General features: G+C 69.6%; 11 protein-coding genes. 7 read left to right on the top strand and 4 right to left on the bottom strand.

The window, feature by feature from the left end; all coding sequences use genetic code 11:
* Positions 1-14: 14 nt before the first annotated feature.
* Positions 15-776, bottom strand: a complete 762-nt coding sequence (locus ABT254_RS23655; protein WP_351473378.1) for a DUF4232 domain-containing protein — start codon at positions 774-776, stop codon at positions 15-17.
* 196 nt (positions 777-972) lie between these two features.
* Between ABT254_RS23655 and ABT254_RS23650 the strand changes: the two genes are divergently transcribed.
* Together ABT254_RS23650 and ABT254_RS23645 are read left to right on the top strand one after the other, a co-directional pair.
* Entirely contained in the window at positions 973-2,322 is a 1,350-nt protein-coding gene (locus tag ABT254_RS23650) for a helix-turn-helix domain-containing protein (RefSeq protein WP_351473376.1), read from the top strand.
* 212 nt (positions 2,323-2,534) lie between these two features.
* Positions 2,535-3,899: a S53 family peptidase gene (locus ABT254_RS23645; RefSeq protein WP_351473373.1), complete on the top strand. Its 1,365-nt coding sequence runs from the start codon at positions 2,535-2,537 to the stop codon at positions 3,897-3,899.
* Positions 3,900-3,975: 76 nt separating this feature from the next.
* Here ABT254_RS23645 and ABT254_RS23640 read toward each other — a convergent pair whose 3' ends face one another.
* Positions 3,976-4,353, bottom strand: a complete 378-nt coding sequence (locus ABT254_RS23640; protein ID WP_351473370.1) for a DUF952 domain-containing protein — start codon at positions 4,351-4,353, stop codon at positions 3,976-3,978.
* Between the two features lie 133 nt (positions 4,354-4,486).
* Between ABT254_RS23640 and ABT254_RS23635 the strand changes: the two genes are divergently transcribed.
* Both ABT254_RS23635 and ABT254_RS23630 read left to right on the top strand, forming a co-directional pair.
* Positions 4,487-4,690: a cold-shock protein gene (locus ABT254_RS23635; protein WP_351473368.1), complete on the top strand. Its 204-nt coding sequence runs from the start codon at positions 4,487-4,489 to the stop codon at positions 4,688-4,690.
* Positions 4,691-4,910: 220 nt separating this feature from the next.
* Complete coding sequence (locus ABT254_RS23630) at positions 4,911-6,359, top strand: DEAD/DEAH box helicase (protein WP_351473365.1); 1,449 nt, start codon at positions 4,911-4,913, stop codon at positions 6,357-6,359.
* Between the two features lie 55 nt (positions 6,360-6,414).
* Here the strand turns inward: ABT254_RS23630 and ABT254_RS23625 are convergent, their stop codons facing one another.
* Complete coding sequence (locus tag ABT254_RS23625; RefSeq protein ID WP_351473362.1) at positions 6,415-7,551, bottom strand: sugar ABC transporter substrate-binding protein; 1,137 nt, start codon at positions 7,549-7,551, stop codon at positions 6,415-6,417.
* Between the two features lie 306 nt (positions 7,552-7,857).
* Between ABT254_RS23625 and ABT254_RS23620 the strand changes: the two genes are divergently transcribed.
* Entirely contained in the window at positions 7,858-8,925 is a 1,068-nt protein-coding gene (locus ABT254_RS23620; RefSeq protein ID WP_351473359.1) for a chitinase, read from the top strand.
* 318 nt (positions 8,926-9,243) lie between these two features.
* Positions 9,244-10,092 (top strand): SCO2400 family protein, encoded by an 849-nt coding sequence (locus tag ABT254_RS23615; protein WP_351473356.1) that lies wholly within the window; start codon positions 9,244-9,246, stop codon positions 10,090-10,092.
* 65 nt (positions 10,093-10,157) lie between these two features.
* On the opposite strand, the gene ABT254_RS23610 is transcribed toward ABT254_RS23615, so the two are convergent.
* A complete protein-coding gene (locus ABT254_RS23610) occupies positions 10,158-10,907 on the bottom strand; it encodes a DUF4328 domain-containing protein (protein WP_450748063.1) in 750 nt (249 codons plus the stop codon).
* A gap of 55 nt (positions 10,908-10,962) precedes the next feature.
* Between ABT254_RS23610 and ABT254_RS23605 the strand changes: the two genes are divergently transcribed.
* Positions 10,963-12,159: an acyltransferase family protein gene (locus ABT254_RS23605; protein WP_351473353.1), complete on the top strand. Its 1,197-nt coding sequence runs from the start codon at positions 10,963-10,965 to the stop codon at positions 12,157-12,159.
* Positions 12,160-12,165: the final 6 nt, after the last annotated feature.

The following is a 12,165-nucleotide window of genomic DNA, read 5'->3' as shown; positions in this document are numbered from 1 at the left end:
TCGCCGTTACGGCGTCACCAGTCGACGGCGTCGTCCATCGACTGCTGCCAGTAGGTGACCTTCAGCGAGTCGTCGATGTACACGCCCTTCGCGGGCAGCGCCGGACGGGCGCTCTTGCCGACGCTCCCGCTCATGGAGCGGCCCTGGAAGTAGACGGTCAGGGACTTCGCGGTGTATCCGTTCGCGCCGCTGTCGTCGGTGGCGGACAGGTTCACGGAGGCATACCCGGACTCTCCCGGCTGGAGCGTGACGACGGCCTGGGGCTGCGAGTCCCCGATGACCGGAGGCACGGACTGGGCCTCCCCGAAGCGGACGGCCGGGTAGCCGTAGAGGAAGCAGGTTTTGCTGCCCGTGTTGGTCACCGTGAGCAGCATGTGGTTCACGGGGCGGTTCAGCGGGGCGGCGACCGTCTTGGTGTTGGACCCCTCGCAGGTGACCGGCTTGTCGGCGGAGCCGGGCGCCTTCGGCGGGGAGGTGTGCTTGGCGGAACCCGGCGCGGCGGTGGCGGGCTTGGCGCCCGAGGACCAGCCCGACGAGCCCGACGAGCCCGCGGAGGAAGAGGAGCCCCCCGCGGAGGCGTGGGAGCCGGAGCCGGACGACGAGCCACCGGAAGCAGCAGCGCCAGCGGAGGAAGTCGCGGTCCTGGTGGCAGCGACCGGGGCGCCCTCGTCGCGGGTGCCCGTTCCGTTGTTGCACGCGGTCAGGGAGAGCGCGGCGAGAACCACGGTCGAGGCTGCGCCGATGAAACGGGTGCGGGAGGTGCGGAAGTTGAACATGTGACTGTGCCCCTTCGGTGTTCGGTGGCGGTGGTGATTGGATGACCGAAGTTTGTGAGGCGATCCGTCCCAACTGCCACGGATGGCGGGCAGTTGGGGACGCCGGAACGCCAAAACGCCCTCTGACCAGGGAGAATGCAGTGCTCCTGGAACGGGTGGCTGGAACACGGGGGAATACGGAGGGGTGGGGAAACGGGTGTCGGAGGCGAGCGAGACCGCGCAGACCGAGGCGTTCGCGCGGCTGTTGCGGGAGCTCAAGGACCGCTCGGGGCTCAGTTACGGGGCGTTGGCCAAGCGGCTGCACATGAGTACGTCGACGCTGCACCGCTACTGCAACGGCAGCGCGGTGCCGATCGAGTACGCACCGGTGGAGCGCCTGGCGAGGGTGTGCCGTGCGACGCCGCAGGAACTGGTGGAGCTGCACCGGCGCTGGATCCTGGCGGACGCGGCACGAGGACGCAGGACGGAACAGGCGGAGCCCGTCGAGCCGGTGGGCCCCGGCCCGGTGGCCCCGCACGGGCACGACGGGAACGACGTCGGTAAAGAGGGCCGGGGCGAAGGCGAAAGGGAGCACGAGAGCGAGAGCGAGGGCGGGACCGACACCGATGAGCCGGTGGTCGTCGACACCCGCGAGCTCACGCCGCCCGGCCGTCCGACTCGTCGCCGTACCGTCCTGATCGCGTCCGCCGCCGCGGCCGCCGTCCTGGGTGTCGTCGCGCTCACCGTGCATCCGGGCTTCGGCGGCGGGGACAACGCAGCGGACCGGCAGGAGGTCGGTGCGGGCGCCACGACCGGCGGCGCGACGGACTCCGGGACACCGTCGGCCACCTCGTCCCCGAGCGCGAAGGGCGACAAGCCGTCCGCGTCGGCGACCGCCTCCCCCACCGGCTCCGGGACGGCCGGGTCCGGCAAGGGCTCGGACCGGTCCACCGGCGGCTCCGCCACCGGCGCCGTCCCGCTCACCGTCGGCACCCGCCCCTACGTCTACGACAACCCGTGCAGCCAGCACTTCCTCGTGGACAGCGAACCCGCGCAGGTCGGCCCGCCGGCCGGCGAGGACACCGCCACGCGCTGGGCCGCCGCGTACGGGGCGGTCTCCTCGGGCGAACAGGAGGTCGCCCTCACCGTTCAGGGCACCGGCGCGGAGACCGTCGTCCTGGAGGCGCTGCACGTCCGCATCCTCAGCAAGGGCGCGCCGCTCGCCTGGAACGACTACTCGATGGGCGTCGGCTGCGGCGGCGGCGTCGAGACCAAGTCGTTCGACGTCGACCTCGACAACGGCAGTCCCACGGTCACCGTCAAGGGTGGCCAGCGCGACTTCCCGTACAAGGTCAGCGAGTCCGACCCGGAGGTCTTCTACGTCGTCGCCCACACCAAGGCCCACGACGTCCGCTGGGACCTCACCCTGGACTGGTCCAGCGGAAGCCGCCGCGGCACCGTCCACATCGACAACTCCGGCACCGCGTTCCGCACCAGCGCCGACGCGGGCCGCCCGGGCTACGACTACCCGCTGGGCGGCAGCGAGTGGATCAAACGGGAGAGCTGAGCGCCAATCGGCAGAGTTGAAGCTCAATCAGGAAAGTTGCCGGTCAATCGGGAGGTAAAGGGTTCGGAATCGTCGATTCAACGGTCTTGAACTGTGCATGACTCGTTCGATGAGATGCGCGAAGACCACTTCGGGATCACCTCGTGAGACCGAGCCCTTCGCGAACCCGTTTCGCGCATCCACTTCGCAAGACTCCGAATCCAGGGGGATTCATGCACATAGCCCGTATCGGGCTGGGCGTCGCGGCCGCCACGTCCGTCGCCGCCCTCGCGGTCACCGCACCGGGGACCGCCGCGCCCGCCGCCGTACCGCACACCCTGGCGGTACCGGCCGTCGCCGGGCACACCCTGGTCCACGATGTGAGCAGCCCGCTGAGCAGTGAGCAGTGCCAGACCAAGTGGCACATCAACTGCTACACCCCGCTCCAGTACCGCAAGGCGTACGACCTCAACGCCCTCTACCGCAAGGGCGTCACGGGCAAGGGCCGCACCATCGTCATCGTCGACTCGTACGGTTCCCCGACCGTCCAGCACGACCTCGACGTCTACAGCCACCAGTTCGGTCTGCCCAGCACCAAGGTGAAGGTGGTCAAGTGGGGGCACGTCCCCGCCTTCGACCCCAAGAACTCCGACATGACCGGCTGGGCGGGCGAGACCACCCTGGACGTCGAGCTGGCGCACGCGGTGGCACCCGCCGCCAAGATCGTCCTGGTGGAGACGGCCGTCTCCGAGACCGAGGGCACCACCGGTCTGCCGGAGATGATGGACGCCGAGAAGCACCTGATCGACCACGGTGTCGGCGACGTCATCAGCCAGAGCTTCGGCGCCACGGAGAACACCTTCCCCGGCTTCGACCACGGCGACTTCTCCAGCATCAAGAACCTGCGGTACGCCTTCCAGGACGCGAACCGCAAGAAGGTGACCGTGCTGGCGGCCTCCGGTGACGGCGGCGCGACCGACCTGAAGCTGGACGGGAAGACGTACTACAAGAAGCGCGTCAACTCCTGGCCCTCCTCGGACCCGCTGGTCACCTCGATCGGCGGCACCGAGCTGCACCTGAACGACGCGGGCGCCCGCGTCAGGCCGGACAGCGTCTACAACGCCTCCGAGCACGACTTCGGCGCCGGCGGTGGCGGCCAGTCCCACGTGTTCACCCGCCCGTCCTTCCAGGACGGCGTGAAGAGCAAGGTCGGCACCCGCCGCGGCACCCCGGACATCTCGATGGCCGCGGCCGTCAACGGCGGCGCCTGGATCTACTCCAGCTACGACCCGACCGCCGTCGGCTGGGACGTCACCGGCGGCACCAGCGAGGCCACCCCGATCTTCTCGGGCATCGTCGCCCTCGCCGACCAGGCGGCCGGCCACCGAGTGGGCAACATCCAGAAGGCGCTGTACGCCCTCTACGCCCGAGGCGCCAAGGCCAACGGCATCGTCGACGTCAACGACGGCACCGACAACAGCTACCAGGGCGTGACCGGCTACAAGGCCGTCAACGGCTACGACCTGGCGACCGGGGTCGGCACCGTGGACGCCCTCAAGTTCGTCCCGGCTCTCGCGAAGGCGAGCGGCCGCGGCTGACACCTCCCGCACGCAACGGACGGCCCGGGTTCCGCACCCGGGCCGTTCGTGTCGTGCGGGAGGGCGGATGCGCTGGTCAGGGACGTACGTCGGGTGGCGCGTCCGCAAGTCCCGTCGCGCGGCCCTCCTCGTCCCACCGGACCACCAGGATCCGCTCCACCGCCTCCCGGTCGAGGGGTCCGAACACATGCGGGAACAGGGTGCCTTCGGCGACTCCCGGCGGCGGCGCGGGATCCGCCGCCTCCCATACGCACTTCGCGCTCAGCCGTGCCTCGTCGAGCAGCAGCACGAACAGCGGCCGGGGCGCGCCGCCGTAGAACGCGTCGACGACCTTGAGCGTCGTCGCCTCGTCGGGGGAGCAGTGGACGAAACCGTCCTCTGCCAGGGAGGAGGGGGCGTAGGGCCGGTCGGGACCGGCGTTCCACTCGGCGCTCGACACGACGTGATAGATCATGGCCCGGTTATACCCCAGCATCGGGCCACCACCTGTGCTACGGTGCCAAATGGCAGTTTTGGTTACCAGAGGCTTTTGAGTGCTCTTCGACCTTCCGTCGACGAGCACTCTTTTTTGTTGAGGGAGATTCCGTATGGCATCCGGCACCGTGAAGTGGTTCAACTCGGAAAAGGGTTTCGGCTTCATCGAGCAGGACGGCGGCGGCGCCGACGTCTTCGCCCACTACTCGAACATCGCCACCCAGGGCTTCCGTGAGCTTCACGAGGGCCAGAAGGTGACCTTCGACGTGACGCAGGGCCAGAAGGGCCCGCAGGCCGAGAACATCCTTCCCGCCTGACGCTGACGCGTACGTACCACGTGGCTGGGGCCCGCACTCTTTGGGTGCGGGCCCCGGCTCGTTGCGTTTTCCCCGCACTCCGCTCAATTCTTCACCGCACCTTTCACTTCGAATTCCCCGTCCGTTCCTTCGGTTTCTTCGGCTACTTCTTGCGAATCCTCATACGGTCCGTCCGCCGGGAGGCATTCCTCGATACGTGCCGCATCGAGGAGGCTTCCGCATGAACCGCACAGCTCGTACGAACACTCGCACGAACAAGAGATCCGCCCGTTCCCGTCCGGGCCGGAGCCGGCCTGCCGCGTCCGGCGGCGAGTTCGCACTGCCCGTCACGGTGACCCCGGCACTTCCGCCCGTCGAGGACTTCGCCGAACTCGGCATGCCCGGGCGTCTGTTGGCCACACTCGGCGCCGAGGGCGTGACCGCCCCCTTCCCGATCCAGGCCGCGACGCTGCCGAACTCCCTGGCCGGCCGGGACGTCCTGGGCCGCGGGCGCACCGGCTCCGGCAAGACGCTCGCCTTCGGGCTCGCCCTGCTGGCCAGGACCGCGGGGCAGCGGGCCGAGCCCCGGCAGCCGCTGGCCCTCGTCCTCGTACCCACCAGGGAACTGGCGCAGCAGGTCACCGACGCGCTCACACCGTACGCCCGCGCGCTGCGGCTGCGGCTCGCCACCGTGGTCGGCGGGCTGTCGATCGGCCGCCAGGCGGGCGCCCTGCGCTCCGGGGCCGAGGTCGTCGTCGCGACACCCGGCCGGCTCAAGGACCTCATAGACCGTGGCGACTGCCGTCTGGACCAGGTCGCGATCACGGTTTTGGACGAGGCCGACCAGATGGCCGACATGGGCTTCATGCCGCAGGTGACCGCGCTCCTCGACCAGGTGCGCCCGGGCGGTCAGCGACTGCTGTTCTCGGCGACGCTGGACCGCAACGTGGACCGCCTCGTCCGCACCTACCTGCACGACCCCGTCGTGCACTCCGTGGATCCGTCCGCGGGCGCCGTCACCACGATGGACCATCACGTGCTGCACGTGGAGGACGAGGACAAGCACGCGACCACGACCGAGATCGCCGCCCGGGACGGGCGGGTGATCATGTTCCTGGACACCAAGCACGCGGCGGACCGGCTCGCCAAGAAGCTGCTGGCCGTCGGGGTGCGCGCGGCGGCGCTGCACGGCGGCAAGTCGCAGAACCAGCGCACCCGGACCCTGGCCCAGTTCAAGGACGGCCAGGTCAGCGTGCTGGTGGCCACGAACGTGGCGGCCCGCGGCATCCACGTCGACAACCTCGACCTCGTCGTCAATGTCGACCCGCCCGGCGACCACAAGGACTATCTGCACCGGGGCGGCCGTACGGCACGCGCCGGCGAGTCCGGCACCGTCGTCACCCTGGTCCTGCCCCACCAGCGCCGCGAGGTGTCCCGTCTGATGGCCGACGCCGGCATCACCCCGCGGACCACCCGCGTCCGCTCCGGCGAGGCGGAACTGAGCCGGATCACCGGCGCCCAGGCCCCGTCGGGCGTGCCCGTGGTCCTCACTCCGCCGCCCGCTCCCGAAAGCCGCCCGGCGCGTACGGGTTCCGCCCCGCGGGCGCGGCGCGGCCGCCCGGCACAGCAGGGGCGCCGCCGGTCCCCGGCCAAGGGCGCCGGCGGCGCCCCCAAGGGAAACGGCCGCTGACACCGACGCCCGGGACGCGAGGTTGCGTCCCGGGCGGTGTGGCGGTGAGGCCGGACTACTTCAGGCCGATGGCCGCACAGTCCGCCGCGTACTTCGCGGTGCAGATGTCCTTGACGGTGTAGACGCCGTCCTTGATCACCGTGGACTTGATGTTGTTCTTGGTGAGGGCGACCACGGGGACCAGCATCGCCGGGATCGCCTTCTGGGTGGGGCTGTCGACCGAGTCCTGGGTCAGCGCGTCGAACTCGAGGTTCTTGCCCCGCACCTTGTCCACCGCCATCTCCGCGGCGTTGGTCGCCTCCAGCAGGAACGACTTGTACACCGTCATCGTCTGCTCGCCGGCGACGATCCGCTGCACCGCGTCCAGGTTGGCGTCCTGCCCGGTGACCAGCGGCATCTTGGTGGCACCCGCCGCCTTCAGCGCGTCGATGGCGGCGCCCGCCATGCCGTCGTTGGCCGAGTAGACCGCGGCTATGTTGCCGAGCCCGACGGACTGGATGGCCTTGGTCATGTTCGCCTTGGCGACCAACGGCGACCACTTGTCGGTGTCGTACGACTTGACGATGTTCACCCGGCCCTTCAGCTCGCTGAGCGCTCCGTCCTTGACGAGGGCCGTGTTCGGATCGCCGGGGTCGCCGTTCATCATGACGACCTTGCTGGAGGCGGCCTTCTCGCCGAGCGCGTCGGTGATGGCACGGCCCTGCACCTCGCCGACGAGCTCGTTGTCGTGCGAGATGTAGGCGTCGATCGGCCCCTGGGCGAGCCGGTCGTAGGCGATCACCGGAATCCCGGCGTCCTTGGCCTTCTGCACATCCGGCGCGATGGCCTCGGCGTCCACGGCGTCCACCAGAATGACGTCGACCTTGGCGTCGATCATCTCCCCGAACTGCCTGCTCTGCTTGCCCACGCTCGCACCGGCGTTGGCGTAGCGGATCTTGCCCTTTCCGTGCGTGAGGGAGGCGACCCGCTCCTTGATGAGGGGGTGGTCGAACTTCTCGAACCGCGCGGTGGCGGTGTCGGGCAGCAACAGCCCCACCGTGATGTCGTCGCCCTTCCTGGGACTCGCGGAACTGCTGCTCCCGCTGACGCTGTCGATGACACCGCACGAGGAGAGCAGGAGCGCCGAGGCGGAGGCGAGCACGGGGACGACGGCGAAACGACGTACGCCGGTTCTGCGGGGGGTGTGAACCATCACTTGCAGGTGCCTTCCGGGCAGTGGAGGAGCGGACCACCGGGTGAGCAAGAAGCCAACGGGTCCGTGGAGACCACGTCAAGACATCCGGTTGTCATCCCTTCAACTTCCTACGGAATCTCCTCATCCGGCTTGGGATCCGGAGGCAGCTCCATGCCGAGCCAGGGCCGTCCCTGACAGCTTGGGCCCCAGAAGGGTCAGGTAACTGTAAAGAACCTTGACAGACAATTGGTCTAGTCCAAATATGGTCGTCGGTTCGCCCCCACACCCCTCCCCTCTTCCTCTCCGCCCTCCCTGGGAGCGTCAATGAGACGACCGCGTCCTGCTCTTCGTGCGTTGCTGTCCTGCATCACCGTGACCGGCCTGTCGGCCGGTCTTGTCGCGCTCGGGGGAGGCGGGGCGTCGGCAGCGGATGCCGCGCCCTCGCGGCCCGTGGCGCCCATGCCCGCGCATGTCGCCGCGCCGTACTTCGAGGCGTGGACCGGAAAGAGCCCGGCCCAACTCGCCGCCGCCTCCGGGAACAAGTACCTGACCATGGCGTTTCTTCAGACGGATGCCGCCGGTTCGTGCACCGCCTACTGGAACGGCGACACCACCCAGCCCGTCTCGAAGGCGACCTTCGGCGCCGACATCGCTGCCATACAGGCCCGCGGCGGCAACGTCGTCCCGTCCTTCGGCGGCTACGGCGCCGACACCACCGGAACCGAACTCGCCGACAGCTGCACCAGCGTCGACGCCATCGCCAAGGTCTACGAGAGCCTCGTCACGACGTACGGGATCTCACGCATCGATCTCGATGTCGAGGCCGACTCCATCAACAACACCGCGGGGATCGACCGTCGCAACAAGGCCATCGCCCAGGTGCAGCGGTGGGCCGAACGCACCGGGCGGCGCGTGCAGTTCTCGTACACCCTGCCCTCGACGACCACCGGGCTCGCGCCGAACGGCGTGGCCCTCCTCAAGAACGCCGTCGACAACCACGCGCGCGTGGACGTCGTCAACATCATGACGTTCGACTACTGGGACGGCGCCACCCATGACATGGCCGCCGACACCGAGACCGCCGGTGCCGGGCTCGTCGGCCAACTCGCCGCGCTCCACCCCAAGAAGACGCAATCCCAGCTCTGGCGCATGGTCGGGGTCACCGAGATGCCCGGCATCGACGACTTCGGGCCGCAGGAGACCTTCACCACCCAGGACGCGGTGAAGGTCGAGCAGTGGGCCGAGGCCAAGGGCATCAACACCCTGTCCTTCTGGGCGCTGCAGCGCGACAACGGCGGGTGCGTGGGCACCGCCGGCTCCAACTCCTGCTCCGGGATCGCCCAGGACACCTGGTCCTTCAGCCACGCCTTCGAGCGGTTCACTCGCCGGTAGGCCACCAGGGCTCAGCACGGCAGCCGCGCCCGCACCTCCCACCCGTGACCGGCCCCTCCCCCCGGGGGCCGGAGCGGAGCTCCCCGCCCAGTGCCGTCCCGCTGACTGTGATCAGCGCCACGGACTCGCGCATCACCCGGAAGTTCCGGCGCTGACCTGGGCGTTCGACCGCGGTGTGCGAGACGTGCAGAGAATCCGCGCAGGAGAAGCACACAGACCTCACACAGTCTTTCGAAACCCTCGTTACCGTTGCAGCCCGTTCGAACCCCCATGCATCTCTGGTGCATCTCCCCGTGCGAAGGGTCAGGAAGACAGCGGATGGACTACTGCTCCTCATGCCGCCGGCACCTCAACGGCGCCCTGGTGTGCCCCGGTTGCGGTGCCTACGCCCCCGACATCGCACCGGTGACCTCCCACGACCGCCCCGTCCCGGCGCCCGCCGCGACGGCGATGTGGCCCGAGACGGAAGAGCCCCCGGGGGCCGACGCATACGGTGACGCCGACCGGGGCACCGAGCCCGCGATACCCCTGTCGGAGGGGCGGGCCGCCCGGCGCAGGCAGCGGGCCCGCTGGAAGAAGAACCAGCGCAAGGCCGTGGTCGCGACCGCCGTGGCGCTCGTCGGCGGCGGCCTGACCCTCGCCTCGATGGACCGCGGTTCCGGCCACCGCGCCGAGGCGTCGACGGCGACGGACCTGTCGAGCATGGGCTCGGAGGACGGGGCCGCGGACCAGAACGCCCAGCTCCCGCCGTCCGGCACCGGCAAGCACCGCAAGCCCGACGCCACGCCCGACCGCTCCGCCACGACCGGCAAGGCTCGGCAGCACTCCGGCGTCACGGCGTCCCACACGGATTCGGCGCGGACGCAGCCGTACGCCCCGGCCGCGCACTCGACGCCGGCGACGAAGCCCGCCCAGCAGGGCTCCGCGGGCACCGTGAACACCCCCTCCGTCGACACGACACCCGTCACCGGCGGCTCGACGACGACCCAGACCCCCTCCGCGACGCCCACGGGCAGCACGGGTTCGGGCACGTCGAACACGTCCGGGTCCTCCGGAACGTCGGGGTCCTCCAGCACGTCGGGTACGTCCCAGTCGGGCAACACGTCGTCGTCCTCGGCGACCTCCCCGTCGGGGATCTGCGTGCTCGGTCTGCTGTGCGTCAGCTGACCTGACCTTCACCCTCGCGTTGACCCTGGCCTCGACGGCCAGGGTCAACTGCTTTTGTTCCGGGGTCAGTTCAGATGCCGCTCCTGTGCGGCGGTGACGGCACGGACGAGGAAGATGCCGGCCACGGCCGCACCGACGACCGCCGCGTCGCACGCGAGGAGCTGCCATACGTCCGTGTAGGCGCGGGCGATGATCTCGTCGGTCGAGTCGGCGTAGGTGAGGCCGACTCCGGTGAGCATGCTGACCAGCCACAGCCCCCACCACACGTTCAGAGAGCGGGGCAGCCGCTCGCCGGGGGCGCTGGACCGGTAGGCGTCCGCGATGATGCCGCGCGGGAACCAGAAGTTGACGACCGGCACGACCCAGCCGAGGTACACCCACAGTCCGGCGTAGCGCGGCCTGGTACCGGACAGCTCGCGCCCGTTGTGCCGGATGCGGCCCATCCACACCAGGAACGTGAGCGCGCAGACCAGCTCGGCGAAGCCCGACACGGTGCTGACGAGGTGGTACGAGTCCTCCAGCGAGGTCAGCGGACGGTGCACCCCGCCGCCCTGGTCCGGCGGCCCGGAGGCGGGCTCCCCCGCCGCCGCGAGCCGGATCTGCCACCCGGCCCGCACCACCCATCCGAGTCCGGCGAGGGCGAGGGCGGTCATCGTGGCGACACCTGCCGCACGGACCGGGTCCAGGGCGGGAAGGGCGGGATCGGGAGCAGCCGTGGGGGGCGCTATGTGGTCGTTCACCGGGGCATCCTCGCCGACGACCGACGACGACCGCCACATCGACATGCCCGCGGCGGCACTTCGCCCGTCCTTCACTTTGAACCCCGTTGCAGCCTGCGACGTATGAGTCGCTGTGGGTGGTGCCGCGCCCATGGACCGCGACCGGGCAGAAAGGAAGGGCCGAACAATTTTATTGGATGCGATCCGTCCCAACAGCAGGAACACTGATGTGGCCGTCCTGGTACGGCCGTTGGACGGTACGGGGGAAGCAGACACAGGCAGTCATGTGCCGGGGCTCGACGGGCTTCGTGGGCTGGCCGCACTGTACGTGGTTCTTTTTCACTGCTGGTTGCTCGCCTTTCCAGGGTTTCCCAGGAATTCGGGTCCGTTGTGGCTGGGCTGGCTGATGTACGGGCGGCTCGCCGTCGTCTTCTTCCTCGTGCTGTCCGGGTTCTCGCTGGCGCTTTCGCCCGCGCGGAACGGCTGGCAGCAAGGTGGCGTGGCCCGGTTTCTGCGGCGGCGTGCCTGGCGGATCCTTCCGCCGTACTGGGCGGCGCTCGTACTGAGCGTGGCAGTGGCCCATTTCGTGGTGCGTGCCTCGCATCACGGGCCGCCGGACTACAGGACCGTCGCCGTGTACGGCCTGATGCTCCAGGACCTGTTCACGGCCCGTACGCCGAACGGTGCGTTCTGGTCGATCGCCGTGGAGGTGGAGCTCTATCTCCTCTTCCCGCTGCTGCTCTTCGTCCGGCGGCGGCTGGGGGCGGTGGCCCTGGTCGGCGGTGTGACCCTGCTGGTGGTCGCGGGCGGTGCACTGGCGGAAGGCGCGTCTCCGGTGGAAGGGGACAACTGGCTGGCCCCGAATCTCGTGCCCGTGTTCGTCGCCGGTCTGGTGGGTGCGGGGGTCGTGGTCGCGCGCGAGAAGGTCCGGCGGATGCCCTGGCACTGGCTGGCCGCCTCGGCGGTGGTTCCGGTCATGGCACTCGTGGCCGTCAAGGGATCGGTCTGGACGGTGCACCACTACTTCTGGGTGGATCTCGCCGTCGCGCCCGCCATGGCGATGTTCCTCGCGGGGATCGCCACCGGACGCCCCGCCTTTCTGCTGCGGCTTCTCGCCACCCGGCCCATGCGCGGTCTCGGCAACTTCTCGTACAGCCTCTATCTCATCCATCTGCCGATCGTCATGGTCGTGGTGCGGAAAATCGCCCCGGACCACGTGTCGGCGGGACTGCCCACGTTCTCTTTCACGGTGGCTGTGGGGCTGCCTGCTTCGCTTCTGTCGGCATGGGTGTTCGCGGAACTCTTCGAGATGCCCTTCAAGCGGAGACGGAGCCGGCGGACCGAGTGACCGAGG

Origin of the sequence: Streptomyces sp. NPDC001137, from assembly GCF_040298885.1 — a bacterium.
GTDB lineage: Bacteria > Actinomycetota > Actinomycetes > Streptomycetales > Streptomycetaceae > Streptomyces.
Note: the sequence above shows the minus strand (reverse complement) of the source record. Positions and strands in the feature narration are given on the sequence as shown.